This is a genomic window from Flavobacterium sp. (assembly GCF_035456085.1).
GTDB lineage: Bacteria > Bacteroidota > Bacteroidia > Flavobacteriales > Flavobacteriaceae > Flavobacterium.
On sequence record NZ_DATIDY010000131.1, the window covers coordinates 1 to 24,167 of the forward strand.

General features: G+C 34.2%; 22 protein-coding genes. 12 read left to right on the forward strand and 10 right to left on the reverse strand.

The genetic code is table 11. The annotated features are described in order from the left end of the window. Positions 1 to 686 (reverse strand): AraC family transcriptional regulator (locus tag VLC96_RS09960; RefSeq protein WP_325262574.1); only part of this gene is annotated, 686 nt, incomplete at its 3' end. Between the two features lie 261 nt (positions 687 to 947). Here VLC96_RS09960 and VLC96_RS09965 point away from each other — a divergent pair. Further along, entirely contained in the window at positions 948 to 1,712 is a 765-nt protein-coding gene (locus tag VLC96_RS09965) for an amidohydrolase (protein ID WP_325262576.1), read from the forward strand. Here the strand turns inward: VLC96_RS09965 and VLC96_RS09970 are convergent. Further along, on the reverse strand, positions 1,704 to 3,383 hold the full coding sequence (locus VLC96_RS09970) for an Ig-like domain-containing domain (RefSeq protein ID WP_325262578.1): 1,680 nt from the start codon (positions 3,381 to 3,383) through the stop codon (positions 1,704 to 1,706). The genes VLC96_RS09965 and VLC96_RS09970 overlap by 9 nt on opposite strands. A gap of 231 nt (positions 3,384 to 3,614) precedes the next feature. Between VLC96_RS09970 and VLC96_RS09975 the strand changes: the two genes are divergently transcribed. Together VLC96_RS09975 and VLC96_RS09980 are read left to right on the forward strand one after the other, a co-directional pair. Then, a complete protein-coding gene (locus tag VLC96_RS09975; RefSeq protein ID WP_325262580.1) occupies positions 3,615 to 4,067 on the forward strand; it encodes a 6-pyruvoyl trahydropterin synthase family protein in 453 nt (150 codons plus the stop codon). A gap of 14 nt (positions 4,068 to 4,081) precedes the next feature. Beyond that, positions 4,082 to 4,840 carry a UDP-2,3-diacylglucosamine diphosphatase gene (locus tag VLC96_RS09980; RefSeq protein WP_325262582.1) on the forward strand — a complete coding sequence of 253 codons (759 nt, stop codon included), beginning with the start codon at positions 4,082 to 4,084 and terminating at the stop codon, positions 4,838 to 4,840. A gap of 73 nt (positions 4,841 to 4,913) precedes the next feature. On the opposite strand, the gene VLC96_RS09985 is transcribed toward VLC96_RS09980, so the two are convergent. The 4 genes from VLC96_RS09985 to recJ all read right to left on the reverse strand — a co-directional run bounded on the left by VLC96_RS09985 (position 4,914) and on the right by recJ (position 9,945). Then, positions 4,914 to 6,131, reverse strand: coding sequence for a cytochrome c3 family protein (locus VLC96_RS09985; protein ID WP_325262584.1), 1,218 nt, complete (start codon positions 6,129 to 6,131; stop codon positions 4,914 to 4,916). Between the two features lie 362 nt (positions 6,132 to 6,493). Next, positions 6,494 to 6,940: a DUF2062 domain-containing protein gene (locus VLC96_RS09990; protein ID WP_325262586.1), complete on the reverse strand. Its 447-nt coding sequence runs from the start codon at positions 6,938 to 6,940 to the stop codon at positions 6,494 to 6,496. A gap of 35 nt (positions 6,941 to 6,975) precedes the next feature. Continuing rightward, complete coding sequence (locus VLC96_RS09995) at positions 6,976 to 8,247, reverse strand: MFS transporter (RefSeq protein ID WP_325262588.1); 1,272 nt, start codon at positions 8,245 to 8,247, stop codon at positions 6,976 to 6,978. A 9-nt stretch (positions 8,248 to 8,256) separates the two neighbouring features. Then, positions 8,257 to 9,945, reverse strand: a complete 1,689-nt coding sequence (gene recJ / locus VLC96_RS10000) for a single-stranded-DNA-specific exonuclease RecJ (protein WP_325262590.1) — start codon at positions 9,943 to 9,945, stop codon at positions 8,257 to 8,259. A gap of 198 nt (positions 9,946 to 10,143) precedes the next feature. Between recJ and ade the strand changes: the two genes are divergently transcribed. Further along, on the forward strand, positions 10,144 to 11,766 hold the full coding sequence (gene ade, locus VLC96_RS10005; RefSeq protein ID WP_325262592.1) for an adenine deaminase: 1,623 nt from the start codon (positions 10,144 to 10,146) through the stop codon (positions 11,764 to 11,766). 62 nt (positions 11,767 to 11,828) lie between these two features. Here the strand turns inward: ade and VLC96_RS10010 are convergent, their stop codons facing one another. The 3 genes from VLC96_RS10010 to VLC96_RS10020 are packed head-to-tail and all read right to left on the reverse strand — an operon-like array spanning position 11,829 to position 13,903. Continuing rightward, positions 11,829 to 12,176, reverse strand: a complete 348-nt coding sequence (locus VLC96_RS10010) for a HopJ type III effector protein (protein WP_325262594.1) — start codon at positions 12,174 to 12,176, stop codon at positions 11,829 to 11,831. Positions 12,177 to 12,187: 11 nt separating this feature from the next. Further along, positions 12,188 to 12,904: a 16S rRNA (cytidine(1402)-2'-O)-methyltransferase gene (gene rsmI, locus VLC96_RS10015; RefSeq protein WP_325262596.1), complete on the reverse strand. Its 717-nt coding sequence runs from the start codon at positions 12,902 to 12,904 to the stop codon at positions 12,188 to 12,190. Between the two features lie 42 nt (positions 12,905 to 12,946). After that, positions 12,947 to 13,903, reverse strand: a complete 957-nt coding sequence (locus VLC96_RS10020) for a DUF8457 domain-containing protein (protein ID WP_325262598.1) — start codon at positions 13,901 to 13,903, stop codon at positions 12,947 to 12,949. A 235-nt stretch (positions 13,904 to 14,138) separates the two neighbouring features. On the opposite strand from VLC96_RS10020, the gene VLC96_RS10025 reads away from it, so the two are divergent. The 4 genes from VLC96_RS10025 (at position 14,139) to VLC96_RS10040 (ending at position 18,865) form a co-directional block, all read left to right on the forward strand. Continuing rightward, positions 14,139 to 14,759 (forward strand): thymidine kinase, encoded by a 621-nt coding sequence (locus VLC96_RS10025; RefSeq protein WP_325262600.1) that lies wholly within the window; start codon positions 14,139 to 14,141, stop codon positions 14,757 to 14,759. Next, positions 14,756 to 17,203 (forward strand): bifunctional UDP-N-acetylmuramoyl-tripeptide:D-alanyl-D-alanine ligase/alanine racemase, encoded by a 2,448-nt coding sequence (locus VLC96_RS10030; RefSeq protein ID WP_325262602.1) that lies wholly within the window; start codon positions 14,756 to 14,758, stop codon positions 17,201 to 17,203. The genes VLC96_RS10025 and VLC96_RS10030 overlap by 4 nt, the downstream gene beginning before the upstream one ends. Positions 17,204 to 17,265: 62 nt before the next feature. Further along, positions 17,266 to 17,643, forward strand: coding sequence for a large conductance mechanosensitive channel protein MscL (gene mscL / locus VLC96_RS10035; RefSeq protein ID WP_325262604.1), 378 nt, complete (start codon positions 17,266 to 17,268; stop codon positions 17,641 to 17,643). A gap of 232 nt (positions 17,644 to 17,875) precedes the next feature. After that, positions 17,876 to 18,865: an aspartate-semialdehyde dehydrogenase gene (locus tag VLC96_RS10040; RefSeq protein ID WP_325262606.1), complete on the forward strand. Its 990-nt coding sequence runs from the start codon at positions 17,876 to 17,878 to the stop codon at positions 18,863 to 18,865. Positions 18,866 to 18,958: 93 nt separating this feature from the next. Here VLC96_RS10040 and VLC96_RS10045 read toward each other — a convergent pair whose 3' ends face one another. Continuing rightward, on the reverse strand, positions 18,959 to 19,345 hold the full coding sequence (locus tag VLC96_RS10045; protein WP_325262608.1) for a hypothetical protein: 387 nt from the start codon (positions 19,343 to 19,345) through the stop codon (positions 18,959 to 18,961). Between the two features lie 228 nt (positions 19,346 to 19,573). Here VLC96_RS10045 and VLC96_RS10050 point away from each other — a divergent pair, with 228 nt between their 5' ends. From VLC96_RS10050 to VLC96_RS10065, 4 genes are all read left to right on the forward strand, one after another. Next, positions 19,574 to 21,688: a prolyl oligopeptidase family serine peptidase gene (locus VLC96_RS10050; protein ID WP_325262609.1), complete on the forward strand. Its 2,115-nt coding sequence runs from the start codon at positions 19,574 to 19,576 to the stop codon at positions 21,686 to 21,688. Positions 21,689 to 22,064: 376 nt separating this feature from the next. Beyond that, positions 22,065 to 22,838, forward strand: coding sequence for a threonine/serine exporter family protein (locus VLC96_RS10055; protein ID WP_325262611.1), 774 nt, complete (start codon positions 22,065 to 22,067; stop codon positions 22,836 to 22,838). Between the two features lies 1 nt (position 22,839). Next, positions 22,840 to 23,361 carry a threonine/serine exporter family protein gene (locus tag VLC96_RS10060; RefSeq protein ID WP_325262613.1) on the forward strand — a complete coding sequence of 174 codons (522 nt, stop codon included), beginning with the start codon at positions 22,840 to 22,842 and terminating at the stop codon, positions 23,359 to 23,361. A 266-nt stretch (positions 23,362 to 23,627) separates the two neighbouring features. Further along, entirely contained in the window at positions 23,628 to 23,945 is a 318-nt protein-coding gene (locus VLC96_RS10065) for an HPF/RaiA family ribosome-associated protein (protein ID WP_325262615.1), read from the forward strand. The last annotated feature ends 222 nt before the right edge of the window (positions 23,946 to 24,167 follow it).

Genomic DNA, 24,167 nt, shown 5'->3' on the forward strand with positions numbered 1-24,167 from the left:
AAGATAATTCGGTTTTTTATAATATCGTTTGGAGTTTCTTTGCTCACCAGACTTATTTTTTTGCTGAGGTTTTTTGGAGTTAAAAATAACATTTCAGCATAATCTGCAACTGTATGATGTGTTTTGTAATGTTGTTCTACCAATTTGCTGAACTTTCTAAGGAAATTAATATCGGATTGTTGTTCATCTTCGTCCAATAGATGTTGCTGTTTCCAAATTCTGGTTGCTTTTACAATGATCAGTTTTAATAAGGTTCGCAACATTTCTTCTGTATTTGCATCCTCATTTTTCATTTCCGATTGGATTTCTTCAATAATTCTTTTGATTTCCATCGACTGGCTTTCATTCAATTTGACAAATGGAACTTCAAAAACATTATTGTACAATATTCCGTCACAAGCCACTTCTTGGTCATGAAGCTCAATACAATAAAAATCTCTGTTAAAATGCAATAACGATTCCCCTCTTGTTTCGTTACCATTTGGTTTAATAACTACATTTGGATTGATAAACAGTAAAGAATCCGTTTCAATTTCAAACTCTTGGAAATCTATTTGAACTTTACTCTGTTTAGGCAGAAACAAAATTTTAATATGATTTCCAATTTTAACCAATGTTTCCTCTTCAATATTCTGATCTCCGAAGTTCAAATTGCCAAATTGTTTGTATGAAAACTCTTTTAACATATTAATAGTTATTTAAGATATGGATTGTTAATTCGTTAAAATAAATCATTTTTTCTGAATAAAACAAGAGATATTGACAATAACATCCTGAAAATGAAGCTATAACGTTTTCGGCAATGATTAAAAAAACTGATAACTTAATAATGCTGATGATTTTTAAGTAAATTAAATTTTTGTCTTAATAGAAATCTACAATCTAAAACATTAGTCCTTGTGTTTTCGTACAGTTTTTATATCTCAAAATTTCACTAATTTTATAATATGAAAATAGCACTCGTCCAATCCTCTTTATTTTGGGAAAACCCAACTGCTAACCGAAGCCATTTCGATGAAAAAATGAATGCTCTTGATCAGGATGTTGATTTAGTTGTACTTCCGGAAATGTTTTCTACAGGCTTTACAATGCAACCCAAAACTGTCGCAGAAGACATGCAAGGCGAAACGGTTTTGTGGTTACAATCTTTGGCAAAAGCCAAAAACATTGCCATTACAGGGAGTTTAGTTATCAAAGAAAATGATAGTTATTATAACAGATTACTGTTTGTTTTTCCGTCTGGTGAAATACAGTTTTATAACAAACGACATTTGTTTACGCTCGCTGGTGAAGATCAGATATATAAATCGGGCAACGACAAATTAATCATTGAATATAAAGGCTGGAAAATTTGTCCTCTGGTTTGTTATGATTTGCGTTTTCCGGTTTTTGCCCGAAATGTAGAAGATTATGATCTGCTAATTTATGTTGCCAATTGGCCAAGTTCAAGAATCCAGGCTTGGGATGCTTTACTCAAAGCGCGCGCTATCGAAAACATGAGCTACACAATTGGCGTGAACAGAATTGGCCAAGATGATTACAAACTAGAATACAACGGACATTCCCAAGTGGTCGATTTCATTGGAAATTATATCTTGGAACCAATTGAAGCCAAAGGTGTTTTTATCGTTGAATTAAACAAAGCCGAACAACTTTTAGCCAGAAAAAAATTCAATTTTTTAAATGATCGTGATTCTTTTGTGCTAAAATGAGCTCTTTTTCTTTTTTTCGTTTTCCTTAGGTTTTTTCTTCTTGACTTCCGGAGTATACGGAATGCTCAAATCAAAAGTTTCCTGCCAGTCAAAATTGGCATGGAGATTTATTTCTTTAGAAAAATATATGACTTCTTCGGCCTGGCGTTTTTCAGAATAGCTTCCAGTATCCCACTCTTTGTTTTTATTGTCGTCATAAATGGCCCGAATCGTGTACACGCTTGGTTCAAGCAAATTAAACTCAATATCGGTTTTGGATTCCGTGTATTGACTTGCTTTTACAACAGTTCCTTTTTCATCAGTTAATTCGATGATAACGGGAAAACGTTTTACATTTTTTAGCGTAATAAAGAGATTACCAAAATCAGATAAATTTTGAGTATTTGTTTTAAAGGTTAAAGTGTCATTGCTTTTTTCAAAAAAGTCGGTAACAGCTCCCGGCATCATCTTGAAAGTATATTTCTGAGCTTCCTCACTTTTAAAATCTATATACATTTGCTGCAGAAATTCATCATAAGCAGTCGTAAATGGAACAGCCACAGAGTCTTTGTTAATAAGCGTCATTTTTGTTTGGTCAAATTTCACCAACGGAAGACTGGACTCTAATGTATATCGGTCTCTAAAATTTAACGAACCACCCTGAAGCGATTTAATGCTCAAAGTGTCATTTTTTTGCTTTCTGATTTTAAAGTTATAGTCCTTCACATATTTATCTTTTTCAATATGTAGCGACAATGAATCCGCTTTTAGCGGTTTGAACCAAATCTGCAAAGAATCTTTTTTGTCTAATTTTGTAATTATAGAAGGAACTATTTCGTCTTTATTTTTCAATGTAAACTTTGGTAATTCCCCATTGCTTTTCGGATTTCCTTCATACCCAATGATCGCCCTGTTACCCGAAGCTTGACTTGGTTTGTTAATTTTTAATGGTAACACTTCTTTGAACAATTCTAATTCAAAAACCGTGTCATTCGGTATCGTCAAAACTTGTTTATTAAACCCGATTAGTTCTGTTTTCGGGTTGAATTTGTTGTTTTTGTTATTGTCTTTTATAGCCAATAGAAAATACTTTCCAGCTTTCAGATTCTCCAATCGAAATGTTTTCAAACTATCCAAAGTATTCGTTACGTAGCGCGGATTTTCCTTGTAAATAGTCGAATCATTAAATTTTTCATTCGCTTCATACAGCATAATCGACACAAAATTAGCTACTTCTTTGTCATGTGCATCTTTTATTCGCCCACCAAGAGCCAACGAATCAATATAATCCCCAGTCGAAAAAACATATTTAAATTGGTTATACGGATTCCCCTCATTATTATCAGCTATACTTTGCCCAAAATTCAGGCTATAAGTCGTATCAGGCTGCAACGTATCATTTATCGTAATGGTAATAACTTTTGTCGGAGTCGTTGGGAGTACAAGCAACTCATTTTTCATAGGAGGCGAAATAATCAATTGTTTGTTAAGGTCTTTAATTTTGACATTTTCGTCAAAAGTAAGTTTGATTTTTTTCGCACTAAATTTGGTCGAATAATTCTCAGGGTAACTAGCTTTCAACGTGGGAGCAATGGTATCTTTCAAACCACCGGTAATAGAACCTCTTTTGGCACAGCTCACAAAAAAAATCAGCAGCAAAAAAGGAATATATTTAAAATGTTTTTTGAACATAATGCGTTACAATTTTATTCTACAAAATAACAATTATATTTACTGTAATCGAAATATTTTTAAGAATTATTAGGAGCTGATTCCTGCTGTACGCTATATCTCTTATGGCGAACCCCGCCACAAGAGGATGCCGCTACCATCAGGGCTAGGGCTTCAGAAGTTTGAAACACACTTTTTAAGTACCCATTTCTCATACGAATTCATTAAATTTGCACCCTAAATAGAATTTCAATGAGCAATATTAGAATTACCAAACAATTTAATTTTGAAACAGGTCACGCTTTGTATGGTTATGATGGGAAGTGTAAAAATGTGCATGGTCATAGTTACAAATTATCGGTTACAGTGATCGGAAAACCTATTACCGACCGCAATAATGTAAAGTTTGGAATGGTCATTGATTTTTCTGATTTAAAAAAAATCGTAAAAGAAGAGATTGTCGATCAATTCGATCATGCCACTGTTTTCAATCAAACTACTCCTCACGTTGAATTGGCAGCTGAGTTAAAAAGCCGAGGACATCACGTAATATTGGTAGATTATCAACCAACAAGTGAGAATATGGTAGTCGATTTTTCGCAAAGAATCATCAGCAGATTACCCAAAAACATTCAGCTTTTTTCTTTAAAACTTCAGGAAACCGAATCATCATTTGCCGAATGGTTTGCAAGCGATAATCAATAATCTACACTTAGTTCATGCAATTATCAAATAACAAAAAAATATATTTCGCTTCTGATCAGCATTTTGGAGCGCCAACTCCCGAATTGAGTTTTCCAAGAGAACAAAAATTTGTTGCCTGGCTTGACGAAGCCAAAAAAGATGCCGAAGCTATTTTCCTTTTGGGTGATTTATTTGATTTTTGGTTCGAATATAAAACCGTTGTTCCCAAAGGATTTGTTCGTGTTTTGGGCAAATTAGCCGAAATTCGCGACAGCGGAATCCCAATTTATTTCTTCGTTGGTAACCATGATTTATGGATGGAAGATTATTTTGAAACAGAACTTAATATTCCCGTATTTCACGACAATCAAGAATACACTATCAACGGAAAAACCTTCCTCATCGGTCATGGCGACGGAAAAGGTCCAGGCGATAAAGGTTACAAACGAATGAAAAAAGTATTCACCAATCCATTCTCCAAATGGTTGTACCGCTGGCTTCACCCAGATATTGGAGTAAAATTGGCGCAACATCTTTCGGTTAAAAATAAACTCATTTCTGGTTCCGAAGATGTGAAATTTTTAGGAGATGATAACGAGTGGCTTATTCTTTATTCTAAAAGAAAACTGGAAACCAAACATTATAATTACTTGGTTTTTGGTCACCGTCATTTGCCAATGATTAAATCAGTTGGCGAAAATGCCGAATACGTTAATTTAGGCGATTGGATCACTTATTTTACCTACGGCGTTTTTGATGGAGAAACTTTTGAATTGAAGACATTCGAAAAATAAATATTGAATTTTATCAATAAGAAATTAAGGTTCATTAAGGATTAAAAACTTAATGAACCTTGTTTTTTGTGAGCTATTTTTTAGCCGAAGGATAAACAGCAATTTTATGTGTTCTTAAAGAATAACTATTCATAGTTGCTGAGTTTGATTGTTGAAAGGTTATTGCTTTAGAATCCTGTTTTGGCATATGACATTCGACGCAATTATTGGCTACCATTAATTTTGTTTTTAAAATTGTCTCGCTGTGTTTAGCATCTTGATGACAACTCATGCAAATTTTAGAATAAGTCATATTATTTTGTGGCGCATCCTGGTGAGGATTATGGCATGTGATACAATCCATAGTTTGGCTTTTCTTAAAACATTTGCTTTGCGAAAGCAACCCAAGTTGATTTCCATGTACATCAAAATGTAAACTGTCTCTTGATTTTGGATTTTCCATAAAATAATCGACAAGACTTTCGCCTGGTTTGTATTGGAATCGGGATTTCAACTTAGTTTGATCGTTACCGGAATGGCACAAGGCGCAAGCATCTATTCGTTGTTGCCTGCTTAGATTCTTAAAAGAAATCATGTTTTGGGCTTTCTTTAAATCCGGGAACTTCAAATGCTTTTGTACATGCTCTTTTGCCGGACCATGGCAACGTTCGCAATCAATTCCATAAATCAGAGTCTTTTTGTTCATAAAAGCTTCAACATCCATTCCCATAAACGTGTTATTTTTCTCATTTTCGGTGCTGGTCGTAGTAACGTATCGGCTAGCGATGTTTGAAGTGTGACAAGAAAAACATTCTTTCAATATTTTCCTGTCAAAAACAGGTTTATTAGCTGGATAAGTTGGACTTGTAGCCCAATTATTTATAGCTTTATAATACGAAATCGGTAATTCATAAACGTGATGATTTTTCCAAAAGCCACTAGTTTGTGCATTTTTAGTCCCGAATATAATGTCAAAAGCATAAGCTTCCATTTCTTTGTTATTTTTATACAAAACCTGATAAAGCGAATCGTTGCGTTCTTCCATGACAACTTTTGTGTTTTTGTCATAGACGAAAACATTATGACCATTTTCAAAATGTCCTAAAATATTTTCTTTAATTCCTGGAGATGTTGCCAAATGATGCGAACTGTGAAAAGCAGATTCAGATTGGGCTTTATGACATTGAACACAACTTTCAGAACCTGTATAATCGGTTCCTCGAGGATCAATATATTCGTCTGATTTATTGGTACAGTTTGTCAATAAAAGGGACAAAGCTGCGATAGCAAAAAGGATTGTTATTTTTTTCATCGAGGTAAATATACTTTTTTAAACGTAAATCTAAAATATATTTACATAATTAAAAATAACTGTTAAGTAATTGAGAATTGTTGTTTTTGTTGAGGTTTGAATGACATATTCTAATAAATCGAATATCGGCGTTTTAGAATAAAGGAAAACGCGTTGGGTGAAATTATTTTTTACCACATAGAGACATAGAATTTATAGTTTTAAAAAAGAGTTAGATAACCGTTTCACTTCTCACATAGATTGGCTATGTGGAAAATAGTGTGCTATTTCTATTCGTTCCTTAATGATTTGCTATTAAATCTATGTTTCTATGTGGTTAATTTTTTTCATTTTTAGAATTTCATCCAATGGGTTAAAGGAAATTATTTGATCAGTTTCTTCAAAAATATAAGCACGACCAGATAAATTCCAAAAGAAACAGGAATCGCTGTAAAAAACCAACCACCTAATCCACACAACAGTTCAAATGAAAGGTGACTTAATGTTTGAAAAAAACTATTTTGAAAAGAACTGATGATTTCCTCGACAGTATGTGGTGTTGAAGGAACCGAAAAAATAAATTCTCCAATTCTTATGAAAGGAATTATCAATAAGACTTGTATCGGCCACATCACGTAGCTTATGGCGATCATTATTGGTAAATTCAATTTTCTTTTTATGGACAAGGTTGTCAGGATAAAAGTGCTTACACCAAGAATCGGAATTATAGAAAATAAACCCGATACAATAATGCTTTCGCTAAGTTGTATCGGGCTTAATCCTTGTTTGAAAAGAGCTGTAAATTTATTTTTTAACGAGTTCTGTTTCATTTTATCTATTAGTTTTTGCCAGAATAAAGAGCAAATTATTTGTGGTTTTCATGCTCTTCCAAATCTTTTTGCAAATCTAATTTTCTAAATTCAGGAGATATAAATCCAGTAAAAAGCACAATAATAAGTGTCATGCTGCCTCCAAATACTACAGCAGTTACAGTTCCCATCAATTTAGCTGTCAATCCGCTTTCAAAAGCACCCAACTCGTTTGATGAACCCACAAATATTGAATTTACCGAAGCTACACGGCCTCGCATATGATCGGGAGTTTTAAGCTGTAAAATTGTTTGTCGGATAACCATCGAAATTCCATCGACAACTCCACTAAAAAATAGTGCTAAAAGCGAAATCCAAAAACTTGTTGAAAGTCCAAATATGATGATGGACACACCAAACAAAAAGATAGCGGTCAATAATTTCATTCCAGCATTTTTATTCAAAGGAACATAAGCGGCAAAAAACATGGTCAAAATAGCACCAACAGCTGGAGCAGCCCTTAAAAAGCCAAAGCCTTGTGGTCCCACTTTTAAAATATCCAAAGCAAAAATGGGCAATAATGCTACGGCTCCTCCAAACAAAACGGCTGCCATATCTAGAGTCAAGGCATTTAAAATGACTTTGTTGTTGAAAACAAATTTGACTCCTTCTTTTAAACTGTCCATTACGGGTTCTCCAATTTTTGGATTTAAAATTGGTTTTTTTTCAATTTGAGTCAGTATTATTAAAGCAAAAAGTGAACACGCGAGAACTATGCACATTGACCAATGAACTCCAATTAAATGAATGGAGAAACCAGCAACCGCTGGACCAACTACGGAACCCACTTGCCAAACAGAACTACTCCAAGTGGCTGCGTTGGAATATGCTTTTTTTGGAACAATTAATGCCAAAAGAGAGAAAACAGTCGGGCCTAAAAACGAGCGAACAATTCCCCCCAAGAAAACCAAAAAATAAATAATATATAAAATAACATTGTTAGGTATTCCAGTTGTCACTATCGGCCAAGTGATTAAAAATAATCCCAAACTAATAACCGAAAATCCCAAAATACATTTGGATAAAAGACCCTTTTTTTCATTTTGATCGACAAAATGACCTGCGAATAAAGAAACGGCTATAGCTGGAATGATTTCCATTAAGCCAATAATACCTAGTGATAATGCACTTTTTGTAATTCTGTAAACTTCCCATTCTATGATGACAAACTGCATCGACCAGGCAAAAACCATTGCAAAACGGATTAGTAAAAACGTATTGAATTCTTTAAATCTCAGTGCTGCATATGGGTCATTTTTCTTTTTCATACTTCTATTTTATTTAATGTCTTTTAATCTTAATTGAATGGTTGTTTTGTCATTCCATTCATTTTCATCGATGCAATAGATGGCATCAAATTCTTTTTGATTGCGAGTTAGATCTATTTTATTTCCCAACCCAAAACCAATAGCATTTAGGCCTTCGGAGTTGTTTTGTTTTACAAATAATTTTAAATGTTCATCCTCAGATCCTAATGTTTTGGCATAACCCGTATCTTTTATTTTTTTGGTTAAAAAAACTGGCGTCATATTTTGAGGACCAAAAGGCTCAAATTGTTTTAAAATCCGGGTTAATTTTGGAGTTATATCTGTGAAATTTATTTCGGCATCGACAGTAATTTCGGGAGTTAAATGATCGGGATGAATCGTTTCCTGAACTACTTTTTCGAAGGCATTTTTGAATGCTAAATAATTTTCTTCTTTTAAAGTCATTCCTGCCGCATACATATGACCGCCAAATTGTTCTAAATGTTCTGAACAGGCTTCCAAAGCATTATACACATCAAATCCTTTTACAGATCGTGCCGAAGCTGCATATTTATCGCCACTTTTAGTGAAAACTAAAGTAGGGCGATAATACGTTTCGATTAATCGAGATGCCACAATTCCGATTACGCCTTTGTGCCAATCTTCGTGAAAAACAACCGTAGTAAAATTTTTCTCTTCTCGGTTCTGAATTATTTGTTGAAGTGCTTCTTTAGTAATGGTTTTATCAAGATCTTTTCGATCAGAATTGTATTGTTCAATTTCAGAAGCGAATTGTTGTGCTTGTTCAAAATTAAATTCGGTTAATAATTCGACAGCATGATTACCGTGTTTAATTCGGCCAGCGGCATTAATTCTTGGTGCAATTATAAAAACAACATCAGTAATATCAAGGGTTTTCTTTTTGAGCTGATGAGTCAAAGCTTTGATTCCTGGTCTTGGATTTGCATTAATAACTTGTAACCCAAAATAAGCCAAAACTCTATTTTCACCAGTTATCGGCACAATATCAGCAGCAATTGCGGTGGCTACCAAATCAAGATATAAAACCAAATCTTCAATAGTTTGATCTTTGTTGCTTCCAAGTGCTTGGATGAGTTTAAATCCTACTCCACAACCACATAATTCGTCATATGGGTAATGGCAATCTTCACGTTTAGGATCTAGAACTGCAACAGCTTCTGGTAAAAATTCTCCAGGACGATGGTGATCACAAATAATGAAATCTATGTTTCTCTCTTTTGCGTAAGCGACATGATCGATAGATTTTATGCCACAATCCAAAGCAATAATTAGAGAAAAACCATTATCGTCAGCGAAATCAATTCCTTTGAAAGAGACGCCATAACCTTCATCATAACGGTCTGGAATATAGGTAGCAACATTGGGGTAATAGCTCTTTAAGTATGATGAAACAAGAGAAACTGCTGTAGTTCCATCAACGTCATAATCGCCAAAAACAAGTATATTTTCCTGATTTGCAATTGCTTTTTCTATACGTTGTACAGCTTTATCCATGTCTTTCATCAAGAAAGGATCATGCAAATCGTCTAAAGTTGGGCGGAAAAATTGTTTGGCTTGATCGAAAGTTTCGACTCCTCTTTGTATTAATAGACTAGCTATAAATTCCTCAATGTTCAAAGCCTTTGCAAGATTTTTTACCTTTTCTTCCGAAGGTTTTGGTTTGATGGTCCAGCGCATAAAAATTATGGATTGAGAATTACAATTAGGATTTTAAACGATACAAATTTAGACTAAAAAGGCTAAATAATTTGGCAGTCAAAGAAAATAACTACCGATTTTATTCTTGTTCAGCATATATCTATTTTCAAATTATTATATCAGCAACCTTTATTATTTGTTACTTTTGATTACTTCTTTTTTTAAATTTAAATCAAAATGCAAATTCAAGGACAAATTGTTGATATTCAAAACAAACGTATTTATAGTGGTGAAATCACTGTTGAAAACGGAAAAATCATTTCAATAACAGAGAAAAATCATCAGGTAAAAACCTATATAATGCCGGGATTTATCGATGCTCATATTCATATTGAAAGTTCGATGCTTGTTCCTTCTGAATTTGCGAAAATTGCTGTACTGCATGGAACGGTGGCAACGATTTCTGATCCACACGAAGTTGCGAATGTTCTTGGTTCTGCAGGAGTTTATTATATGATTGAAAACAGTAAAAAAGTACCGCTGAAGTTCCATTTTGGAGCTCCGTCTTGCGTTCCTGCGACTTCTTTTGAAAGTGCTGGAGCGATTATTGATTCGGATGAAATAAAAACATTATTAGCTTCTCCAGATATTCATTATTTAGCCGAAATGATGAATTACCCAGGCGTTTTATTCAACGATGATGAGGTGTTGAAGAAAATCAAATGGGCAAAACATTTCAATAAACCTGTAGACGGCCACGCTCCCGGGTTGCGAGGGGAGCCTTTAAAAAAATACATTTCAGCAGGAATTTATACAGATCACGAATGTTTTACTTTTGAAGAAGCTGAAGAAAAATTAAGGCTTGGAATGAAAGTCATCATCCGCGAAGGAAGTGCTGCCAAAAACTTTGAAGCCTTAATCGATTTGCTCCATGAAAATTACGAAAACATGATGTTTTGTTCCGATGACAAGCATCCTGATGATTTGATAGAAAGTCATATCAATGCACTGTGTGCCCGTGCCGTCGCAAAAGGAATTGATGTTTTTAAAATCCTGCAAGCCGCTTGTGTAAATCCAGTGAACCATTACAAAATGAATGTGGGTTTATTAAAAGAAAATGATGCTGCCGATTTTATAGTGGTGGAAGATTTAATAGATTTTAAAGTGCTTCAAACGTATATTAATGGGCAATTAATTGCTGAAAACGGTGAATCTTTTGTGCAACACGTTCCGTTTGAAACTCCTAATAATTTTAAAATTAATTTCAAAGAAATCAGCGATTTTAAAGTCTCTGGAAAAGGCTCAAAAATCCGCGTTATTGAAGCTTTAGAAGGACAATTAATTACCTACGAATTTCATCATTCGTCATTAATCGTTGATGGCAAAATAGTGTCAGATACCGAAAATGATATTCTAAAAATGGCAGTTGTGAATCGTTATGAAAACACCAAGCCCGCTATTGCTTTTATTAGAAATTTTGAATTGAAAAAAGGCGCTATCGCAAGTTCTGTAGCGCACGATTGTCATAATATTGTGGTTGTAGGAACTTCCGATGAGGAAATTTGCAATGCGGTCAATCTTATCATCAAAAACAAAGGTGGAGTCTGTGCTGTGAATAACACAGAAAGTAAAATATTACCGTTGCCTGTTGCTGGAATTATGAGCGACAAAAACGGTTGGGAAGCTGCGAAATTGTATGAAGAGATTGATGCCATGGCCAAAGAACTCGGCAGTAATTTGAAAGCTCCTTTTATGACGCTTTCCTTTATGGCGCTATTGGTGATTCCAGATTTAAAATTATCTGATAAAGGATTGTTTAGTGGGAAAACTTTTTCGTTTGTTGATTTGGAAGTGGTTTAATCTCGATTAAACCTAACAGGTTTTCAAAACCTGTTAGGTTTGTGAATCATAGTGTTAAAACATTAAGCTTTCAAAACCAAAGCTTCTCCCTCAAACTGGATTCCATCCCAACCAAGTTTTATAAAATTACGGATGTTTTGGTGATTGGTTCCTTCTGGATCTCCCAAGACTTCTTCGAAATAATAAGCTCCAAAGCAAGCTAAGGTTTCTGCTTGTGAAAGATTTTGCAATTTTGCGAAAGCGAATAATTTACAAGAGCCAGAGTTTTGTCCGGCTTCATTATGCTGAGTTCCGTTTTGGAAAGCAGTTGGAGTAAAATCATAATTTTCCTCGATCACTGCAATTGTTTCTGGAAATGTAATTGTGTTTGGTGTTTGTTTTAGTTTTTCTAAAAATGTAGTAATGGTCATTATGTAATTATTTAATTTTCTTCTTTTTGAAATTTATTTTTCTTAGCTTCTTTCACTATTGTTTTTCCGGCAACACTTACCACAATTTCGCCACGCGGTGCAGTTTTTTCGAAATGAGCCAACACTTCTTTTGTGGTTCCTCGAACATTTTCTTCATGGAGTTTTGATAATTCTCGGGATACGCAAATTTGTCGGTCTTCGCCAAAATAGGTTATAAATTCAGCCAATGTTTTTACTAATTTATGTGGAGAAACATACAGAATCATTGTGCGGGTTTCTTCTGCCAATTCCAGATATCTGGTTTGTCTTCCTTTTTTTTCAGGCAAAAAACCTTCGAAAACAAATTTATCATTTGGTAATCCACTGTTGACTAAAGCTGGAACAAAAGCCGTTGCTCCAGGTAAACATTCGACAGCAATTCCATTTTCGATACAAGCGCGAGTCAGTAAAAAACCAGGATCTGAAATTGCCGGAGTTCCTGCATCCGAGATCAGAGCAATAGTTTCGCCTGCTTTCAATCTGGAAATTAAATTCTCGGTTGTTTTGTGCTCATTGTGCATGTGGTGGCTGTACATATGCGTGCCAATTTCAAAGTGCTTGAGCAATTTTCCGCTTGTTCGGGTATCTTCGGCTAGAATTAAATCTACTTCTTTAAGGATCCTAATGGCTCGAAAAGTCATGTCTTCGAGGTTGCCAATTGGAGTAGGGACTATATATAATTTTGACATTTTTTTTGCTTAAAGAAAGGATTTAGTGAATGTGATATGGTTTTAAAACGACAAGAATTTTTTCTCAATGATTTCCATAAAACGGTGTTCGTAATCTTCTTTTCCTTCCCAATTATTGTAATCTGGTTTTACCATTTCGTCGATAAAGGCTTTTGTTTCCAAAAAGGTATCAAAAGTGATCAATTGGCTCAACACGCGATTGTAATCTTCATTGCTTCCGCCAAATAAATGCTTAACAAATGCAATTCGGTCGTTTAAACCGATGGTGATTTCTTTTATCAATCTATCATTCAAAGTGATTGATTTTGGCTCTTCTTTTTCAAAAACAGTTTGGGAAGCTGCTGGAACAGTTGTGTTTTGAAAATCAAAAACAGTTTCTGCTTTTATAGGTTCGTTGTTCAGTTTTTTATCAGAAGGAGAAACTTTTACAAATTGTGGATCAGTATATTTTCCGCCAAGCAAATCATCAAAAGAAATTTGAACAGCTTCTTTTTTCTTTTGAGTTTCAGGTATTGCTGGTTCGATTGATTCTACAATTGGTTCGAAAGCTATTTTTTCAGCGACAACTTTTGGTTCTTCAATTGTTGTTGTTTCTGGTTTTTCAACAGCTTCTACTTTCGGTTCTTCAATAATTTCTGGAACTTCAATAGTTGCTGTAGGCTCAGTTGCTTCTATAATTTCTGGTTCTTCGACCGGTAATGATTTGTGTTCAATCGTTTCAATTTCTGGCATTTTTTCTTCTATAGTTAGAATAGAAACAGGTTTTGGAAAATCAGGAACTGATATGGTTTCAAAAAACTCTTTCATTTTTTCAACCACTTCCGCTTGACCAATTGTTGGTTTTGCGTCTCCAAAATGTTCTTCGACAAATCGTAAAACAGCTAATTTTTCATATAATTTTTGAGTTTCTAAATAAAGCTGATTGATATCGGATTTATTTTTAAGTTGTAAAATTCTATGAGCAATGCTGATTAAATCGGCTTCTAGTTTTTTTTGCATAACTTTTGAAATTATAATGAATACGTGGCTTTATATAAAAATATTTTTTATTTGTAATAGATGCAGAGAGTTATGTTCTTTTTCAATTTTATTGATGAAATAAGACCTCTCAAATTTTCGAATTGATAAAAATTATCTACTTTTGAAACGAGGTAAAATTGAAGTTTACCCAGTCGATTTATTACAGCTACAAAGTAATAAAAACTATTCATTTTTTAAGGTAAAAAAACACAAAATGTTTCTCGAAAACACAGTAAATCATAAAGAGCAATTTGGATGGATTGAAGTCATTTGCGGATCGATGTTTTCGGGCAAAACCGAAGAACTGATTCGCAGGCTAAAACGAGCTCAATTTGCCAAACAAAGAGTTGAGATTTTTAAACCCGCTATTGATACTCGTTATCATGACGAAATGGTGGTTTCTCATGATAGTAATGAAATTCGATCTACACCGGTTCCTGCGGCGGCCAATATTTCTATCTTAGCACAAGGCTGCGATGTAGTTGGAATTGACGAAGCACAATTTTTTGATGACGAAATTGTTACCGTTTGTAATGATCTTGCCAATCAGGGAATCCGTGTAATTGTTGCCGGTTTGGATATGGATTTTAAAGGGAATCCTTTTGGTCCAATGCCTGCGCTTATGGCAACTGCAGAATATGTTACCAAAGTGCATGCCGTATGTACCAGAACTGGAAATTTGGCCAATTATAGTTTCCGTAAAAGTGATAATGACAAACTCGTAATGCTCGGTGAAACTGACGAATATGAGCCTTTGAGCCGCGCCGCTTACTATCACGCGATGCGAAAAGATGATAAAGACAGCGAAAATTCAAATAATAAAAATCAACATTGAATTTAGATATTCTAAATATTGAAAGTGTTTTGCATGCCAAATGGGATGGCAATCCTCGGGGAGAAGTTATAGACACCATTTCAATCGACAGCCGTTCTTTGCAAAATAATGACAAAACGCTTTTTTTTGCTTTAATCGGTGTAAATAACGACGCTCACAATTATATTAAAGATTTAATTACAATCGGCGTTCGCAATTTTGTAGTTACCCATATTCCTGACGGACTTCATGGAAAAGCCAATTTTTTGGTTGTCCAGAATACTTTAGAAGCGCTGCAAAAAACAGCTTCTTATTACCGCAGTCTTTTTACTTTTCCGATTATTGGTGTAACCGGAAGTAACGGAAAAACCATCGTAAAAGAATGGCTCAACTTTCTTTTGAGTCCCGATTATAATATTATACGAAGTCCCAAAAGTTATAACTCTCAAGTTGGAGTCCCATTGTCGGTGCTTGCGATTAATGAGCAACATAATTTGGGCATTTTTGAAGCTGGAATTTCGACTGTTTTTGAAATGGAGAAACTCCAAAAAATCATTCAGCCAACTATTGGAATCCTAACGAATATTGGTTCTGCACACGATGAAGGTTTTGAAAATTTAGAATCAAAAATTAAAGAGAAAATGCTGCTTTTCAGTAATTCGGAAGTAGTCATTTATCAAAAAAATAATTGGGTAGAACAATCGATTCTACCTCATACACAAGCTTTTTCATGGTCTTTTGAAGATCAGACTGCGACTGTTTTTATTTCCAAAAAAGAACACACTCACGAACATTCACTTATAGAATATAGTTACAAAGGAATTGTTTCGACTTTGCAAATTCCTTTTGTGGATGATGCTTCGATAGAGAATGTGATTTCTTGTCTTTTGGTTTTGTTGTATTTGGAATATGATGCCAAAACAATTCAAAACCGAATTGAGTTATTATATCCAATTGAAATGCGTTTGAAAGTAAAAACCGGAATCAATAATTGTAGTCTGATTGATGACAGTTATAGTTCCGATTTTCAATCTTTAAAAATTGCTTTGGATTTTCTGGAGAATCAAAAACAGCATCAGAAAAAAACTGTAATTCTTTCGGATATTTTCCAAAGCGGATTATCCAATGAAGAATTATATTCGAAAGTAGCTGAGTTGATCATTTCTAATAAAATCAACCGTTTTATCGGAATTGGGGAAACGATTTCTACATTGAAAACAAAACTTCCAAAAGCGTTTTTTTATAAAAATACGAATGAATTTTTAACGGATTTGGAGTTCATGTCTTTTGAAAATGAAACTATTTTAATTAAAGGAGCGCGGTCGTTTCAATTTGAAGAAATTGTGCTGGCACTGGCTGAGAAAACGCATGAAACCGTTTTAGAAATCAACCTCAATTCAATTAGTCATAATTTTAATTTCTTTAAAACAAAACTAAAGCCACAAACCAAAATGATGGTGATGGTAAAAGCTTTTGGTTATGGAAGCGGTGGATTTGAAATTGCCAAATTATTAGAACATCACAAAGCAGATTATTTGGGTGTGGCTTTCGCCGATGAAGGAATTTCATTAAAATCAGCAGGAATCAATTTGCCAATTATGGTTTTAAATCCAGAAAGTACAAGTTTTCCGGCTATTATTCAGCATCAACTAGAACCCGAAATATACAGTTTAAAAGGGCTGAATGCGTTTTTGAAAATTGCCGAACAAAAGAAACTAAAAGACTTTCCGATTCATATAAAACTCGATACAGGAATGCATCGTTTGGGTTTTGAAGCCAATACAATTGATGATTTAATTAGCACTTTAAAAGGAAATCAAACGGTTAAAGTCAAAAGTGTTTTGTCTCATTTGGCTACAAGTGATGATTTGGCACACAAAGATTTTGTTCAATATCAGATTGATTTATTCGAAAAATTATCGTCACAATTAATACAGGAGTTACAAATTAATCCGATTCGTCATATTTTGAATACTTCAGGAATCAGTAATTTTCCGCAAGCGCAATATGATATGGTTCGTTTGGGAATTGGTCTTTATGGCGTTTCCAATGATCCGGAAGAGCAAAAATATCTTGAAAATGTCGGTACACTAAAATCAATTATTTCTCAAATCCGAACCATTCAATCAGGCGAAAGCGTTGGCTACGGAAGAAGATTTATTGCCAATAGAGAATCAAAAATCGCTACCATTCCAATTGGTTATGCCGATGGAATTTCCAGACATTGGGGAAATGGAGTTGGTTTTGTAACTATTAAAAGTAAAAAAGCAAGTGTTATCGGCAGTGTCTGTATGGACATGCTGATGGTTGATGTTACCGAAATTGACTGCCGCGAAGGAGATTCGGTGGTTATTTTTGGCGAAAGCCCAACCGTAACATATATGGCAGAACAATTAAAAACCATTCCTTATGAAATTTTGACTAGTATTTCACAAAGGGTGAAACGTGTTTTTTACCGCGAATAGGAAAAATTTTAATACATTAGTAGTTGTTTTAGTCCTTTTTTTATTCACTTAAAATCTTAATTATGGGAATGTATTCAGAGTTCAAAGCCTTTGCGATGAAAGGCAATGTAGTAGATCTTGCGATAGGGGTTATTATCGGTGGAGCTTTTGGCAAAATCATAAGTTCATTAATTGAGGATGTTATTACGCCACTTTTATTGAAGCCTGCATTATCAGCAGCTCATCTTTCAAAAATAGAAGAGCTTACTATTTTTGGGGGAGTAAAATACGGGATGTTTCTTTCAGCGGTGATTAACTTTATCATTATTGCTTTTGTATTGTTTTTGATTATCAAAGGGATCAATGCGACAAAAAAGAAAGAAGAAGCGGCAGTAGTAGGACCTACACAAGAAGAATTACTTATCCAAATTAGAGATTTATTAAAAAATGAGAGCCGCTAAGCTCCTAAGTTACTAATGTAAAACTTAGCCACTTAGCCACTCAGAAACTTAGCCACTTAAAAATATACCGCTACACTAATATATTCTAACCAAACCACTCTATAAACGGGTGGTTTTTCTATTTTGTTCAATTTATAACAATTTGTTAATTTTTGTTAAGCCCCTTGTTATCTTTTTTAGTTTACTTACTTTTGCTCTTCAAAATAGAAATTGATAATATAAAATATATACGATGAGAGTAGCAGTTGTAGGAGCAACCGGAATGGTTGGTGAAATAATGTTAAAAGTTTTGGCAGAGAGAAATTTCCCGGTAACCGAATTAATTCCAGTAGCTTCTGAAAAGTCAGTTGGAAAAGAAATTGAATTTCAAGGAAAAAAATACAAAGTAGTAGGTTTACAAACTGCTGTTGATTTAAAAGCAGACATCGCTTTGTTCTCTGCAGGAGGAGGAACATCATTAGAGTGGGCACCAAAATTCGCAGCTGCAGGAACCACAGTTATCGATAATTCATCAGCTTGGAGAATGGATCCAACTAAAAAATTGGTTGTTCCGGAAATCAATGCAGAACAATTGACAAAAGAAGATAAAATCATTGCTAATCCAAACTGTTCAACTATCCAAATGGTATTGGCTTTGGCTCCATTACACAAAAAATATAATGTAAAACGTGTGATCGTTTCTACTTACCAGTCTATCACAGGAACTGGTGTAAAAGCGGTACAACAATTCGAAAATGAAGTTGCCGGAATCGAAGGAGACATGGTTTACAAATACAAAATCAACAGAAACTGTATTCCACAATGTGACGTTTTTGAAGATAACGGATACACTAAAGAAGAGATGAAATTGGTGAAAGAAACCAAAAAAATCTTAAGCGATGATAGTATCAAAGTTACGGCTACTGCTGTTCGTGTGCCAGTTGTTGGCGGACATAGTGAGGCTGTAAACGTTGAATTCAGTAACGATTTTGATGTAAATGAAGTGAGAACTATTTTGAGTCAAACTGACGGAATTGTAGTTCAGGATAATTTAGACACTTTCACTTATCCAATGCCTCGTTATGCTGAAGGTAAAAACGAAGTTTTTGTTGGAAGAATTCGTCGTGACGAAAGCCAAGACAAAACCTTAAATATGTGGATTGTTGCTGATAACTTAAGAAAAGGAGCTGCAACTAATACGATTCAAATTGCAGAATACTTAATTGCTGCAAAATTGGTTTAATCAATTTCCAGATAATTTATAAAAACAAAAAACTACAACCGTTAAAGTTGTAGTTTTTTGTTTTTATAAAGATGAAATAACAATAATTTAAAATTATTTTTTCACACAATAGGTACTAGTGTCAATATCACCTTCAGGGAAATTTTTACAGTGAAAAGTTCTGCTTACAGTAAAACAATCATCGTCAATACTTATAATTGACATTGTAATTTTATCTCCTACTTCCGTTTGAGATTCGCTTAGTTTTTTGACGCAAGTAATTTCATATACACAGTCACTGATTGTTTTAACACTCCAAACCAATTTAAGCACTCCGTTTTCATAACTTTCTTGAGTTGCCCCTTTTAATGTAAAAGTTTTTTTAGGATAATCTGGATTATAAGCGTTGATGTTTTTGAGTTTACTACAATCCAAAGTTTGTGAATGTCCGATTATAGCTGTAAATAATAGGATAACGATTAGGGGTATTTTTTTTTTCATAATTAATGTTTTTGATCAATTTGGGGATTTATTAATTTACTGCAATTATACAAAATTTGTTCGTTATGAATATACATTCCTTATCTGTATTTTCTTTGAATAAAACAAAAAATGCAATGCAATCTATTTATTGATGCAAATTTGAGAAATCAATATTTTTTTAATAGATTCTTCATTCTAAACCAATAAACTTTCTCTATTTTTGTTTGTACTTCAAATTAATTTCGAATGAAAAAAACACTTTTTTTAATGGCTGTATCAACTTCAATGGTATCTTTTGGACAATATTCAAAAGAAAAAATTACTTATCCCGTAACTAAAAAAGGAGAAACTGTTGATGTTTATTTTGATACTAAAGTAAGCGATCCATATCGCTGGTTGGAAGACGACAAATCGGCTGAAACGGCTGCTTGGGTAAAAGAACAAAACAAAGTAACTTATGATTATTTGTCTAAAATTCCTTTTAGAGATGCTTTAAAAGCAAGACTCGAAAAGCTTTGGAACTACGAAAAAATAAGTGCTCCATTCAAGGAAGGAAACTTTATTTATTATTACAAAAATAACGGATTGCAAAATCAGTCGGTTTTGTATCGAAAAGACAGCAAAGGAAAAGAAGAAGTTTTCCTTGATCCAAATACTTTTTCAAAATTAGGAACTTCATCATTAGGAGGAGTTGACTTTTCTAAAGACGGTTCCAAAGTAGCCTATTCCATCTCCGAAGGAGGAAGTGATTGGCGTAAAGTAGTTTTGATGGATGTCAATAATTTCAAGATTCTTGAGGATACTTTGGTCGATGTGAAATTTAGCGGAATCTCTTGGAAAGGAAACGAAGGGTTTTATTATTCCAGTTATGACAAACCAAAAGGAAGCGAACTTTCGGCAAAAACCGATCAGCACAAATTGTATTATCATAAATTAGGAACGGCACAAAAAGATGATCAGGTTATTTTTGGCGCAGACCAAAAAAGGCGTTATATAGGCGGAGGTGTTACCGAAGACAATCATTTTTTAGTGATTAGTGCTGCCAATTCTACTTATGGAAATGAATTGTATATTCAGGATTTAACGAAGCCGAACAGCCCAATTGTAATGATTGTCGATAATTTCAATAGCGATAATAACATAATCGATAATCAAGGGGAAAAACTGTTTATAGAAACCGATTTTAACGCTCCCAATAAACGTATTGTAGCAGTGGATTTCAATAATCCAAAACCAGAAAACTGGAAAGACATCATTCCCGAAACCGAAAATGTCTTGAATATATCGTCTGGTGGCGGCTATTTATTTGCCAATTATATGAAAGATGCTGTGTCTTTTGTAAAACAATATGATTACGAAGGTAAATTGGTGCGAGAAATTAAGCTGCCAGGATTAGGAACAGCAACTGGATTTGATGGGAAAAAAGAAGAAACAACACTTTATTACTCCTTTGCTAATTATATCACTCCTGGAACTATTTACTCATTTGATGCCAAAATAGGAAAATCAACTGTGTATGCCAAACCGAAAGTAGATTTCAAAAGTGAGGATTATGTTTCTTCACAAGTGTTTTATACTTCCAAAGACGGAACTAAAATCCCAATGATTATTACTCACAAAAAAGGGATAAAACTAAACGGTAAAAACCCAACAATTCTTTATGGTTACGGCGGATTTAATATTAGTCTGACACCAAGTTTCAGCGTTTCGAATGCCGTTTGGATGGAAAACGGCGGGATCTATGCAGTGGCCAATTTGCGTGGAGGAGGAGAATACGGTAAAAAATGGCACAATGCAGGAACCAAAATGCAAAAACAAAACGTTTTTGATGATTTTATCGCTGCAGCCGAATATCTAATTGCCCAAAAATATACTTCATCTGATTTTCTAGCGATTCGTGGAGGTTCCAATGGTGGCTTATTAGTAGGAGCCACGATGACGCAACGTCCCGATTTGATGAAAGTTGCTTTGCCGGCCGTGGGCGTTATGGACATGTTGCGTTACCATACTTTTACAGCAGGAGCGGGCTGGGCTTTCGATTATGGAACTTCGGCAGATAGCAAAGAAATGTTCGAATACATTAAAGGATATTCACCTGTCGCCAATGTGAAATCAGGAGTTAAATATCCTGCGACTCTTGTTACCACAGGTGATCACGATGACCGAGTTGTTCCGGCGCACAGTTTTAAATTTGCAGCCGAGTTGCAGGAAAAACAAACAGGAGACAATCCAGTTTTAATCCGCATCGATATCAATGCAGGTCATGGAGCCGGAAAATCATTGGCCGCGACCATTCAGGAATCCTGCGATATTCAGGCATTTACATTATACAATATGGGCTTTACAGCATTGCCAAAATAAAAAATTCAAAATAAAACGACAGATAAGGAGCTTAATCCTGCTGTCCGTTTCAAGCTTTCTCATAAAATGGCATTTTTCTAAAGACAAAAAGGAGCTTCCGTTGGTCGCTCTTTTTATCCAAGAAAAATGCCATTTTATTTCAAAAGGCTTTCCACTTCCATCAGGGCTAGGGCTTTAAGGTTTTATAAGATACTCTGAGATTTAAAACCTAAAAAGGCTTTAATAAAAACATTCTATAACATTCGGTTCATAATACATACAAACTGTATAAAAAATTAGCCTTTATTTTTAAAATAATTTCATAAAGTGCTAAATATCATGTTTTCCAAATTGTTTATTCTTTAAATTTGAGTGTAAAATAAATACCCCCCATTTTATGGAACAAGCAACAAAGCCAAATAAGTATGAACTAGGAGAAATGCTTCTGGAAATAGGATCCTTACTAATGGTTGCAGGAGCCAATACTGAACGTGTTAAGATTACCATAAGTAGAATCGCTGAAGCCTTTGGATGCGGGTCAGATTTGATGATTACGAACCACGCATTAATGATCACTGTAAGATATAATGATGAAAATAAAACATTTACCAGTGTAAAATGGGTGCCAAACATGCATCTTAATTTCAATCTAATTGCCGACATCAGCACTATGAGTTGGAAAATTGTTGAAGAAAAATGGTCTGTCGAGCGAATCAATAATGAAATAAAATTACTGGATCGGCGCCCATTATATCCGAGATTTTTAGTGTTGTTTTTAGTGTCCTTGGCTGGAGCTGCCTTTTGTAGATTATTTGGTGGAGCATGGGCTGAAATGATTCTTTGCTTTTTGGGTACTTTTATTGGTCTGTATGTTAGGCAGGAAACAGTAAAATTGAAATTCAATTTTTATCTGTGCATCTTTTTTGCAGCGCTAACTTCTTCTTTTGTAGTTGGACTTTATTCTTATTTAAATCCTCACAAAGACTTTATACATGCGTTGTCTACCTGCGTTTTATTTTTAATTCCGGGAGTGCCAATGATCAACTCTTTCTCCGATTTTATTGACGGAAATATATTAAACGGAACCACCAGAGGAGTAAATGTTTTGGTCATTGCTTTTGCTATTGCGTTGGGATTAATGGTTTCATTACTAATTTTTAATTTACAATAAAATGGATTTCGCATTAGTAGATAAAGGAATATGGTTAGGTCTGGCAGGTATTGGTTTTGCTGTATTGTTCAATGTGCCTCGTCGTACTTTGGGAGCGATTTATATTATGTCCGCGTTTGGCGGAATGCTGAAATTTTATATGATGTCTCTGGATTTTGGGTTGGTTTTTGCAGCATTTTGCGGCTCGAGTCTTATTGGTTTTTTAAGTGTTCTGGCAGCTCATTACCGTAAAGCGCCACCTATGACATTTGCGCTTCCATCTTTAATTCCGATGATTCCTGGTTTTTTTGCCTACAAAGCTATGGTAGGTGTTATGAAACTAACGGCCGAGAAAGATGCAGAGGTTTATAGAAAACTCTTTTTTGAAACTGTAAACAATGGACTTTCGGCTTTGTTTATCATCTTGGCATTATCTGCGGGAGTTGCTATTCCGCTGTTAATTAGTCGTAAAGAAACTGTCAAAAGAATTAAAACAGATGTTCCAAATCCTCAAAATGAAAATTTAGAAGAAGAGAATTTATAATGTCTTGAAAATAGTTAAAAGCATCTAGACTTTATTGTAAATCTAGTAATTTTCTGATCCAAGATTAAATTTAATCTTTTTTCAAAAACTATTTTTTTATAAGAAGACCACCTAAAAAATCTCTTTTTTTCCTCATAATGTTTTATTAAAAGTAGGGCAGTTGAAATTAATAATTTTTAACTTTGAGAAAGAGGATAATCGACATCAATAATGCAGATGTAGTTAAAATCCATTTGATTCACTAAAAATAATAAATACAAAAGATTATGAAAGTACAAATCAACACAGACAAAAATGTAGAAGCAAGCGATAGATTGGAAGCTTATTTTTCAGGTGAAATCGAAAAAAATTTATCTCGTTTTGAAGATAAAGTAACGCGTGTCGAAGTACACTTTGGGGACGAAAATAGTGCAAAAACTGGAGGAGGAAATGACAAACGTTGTCTTATCGAAGCAAGACCTGCCAATATGCATCCAATTGCTGTTACCGAACATGCAGATTCTATCGAAAAAGCGTTTCATGGAGCTTTAGATAAAATCAAAAAAACATTGAAAACTACTTTTGATAAACAGAAAGTGCATTAAAATAAATTATACTTCAAAATAAAAGAGAGGCTGTTTGATAAAAACAGTCTCTTTTTGTTTTTATAAATTTTACTAAAAAACCAATTTTATCATTATTATATTTTTAGTAACAACTACCAAAATCGATAGGTGTAACTTTTTATTTGTTTTCTGAAGAAATTAGAAATTACATGCTTTTTATCATCTTTTTTGAGATGGTGAATTTTTAAATTTGGTCTCCTC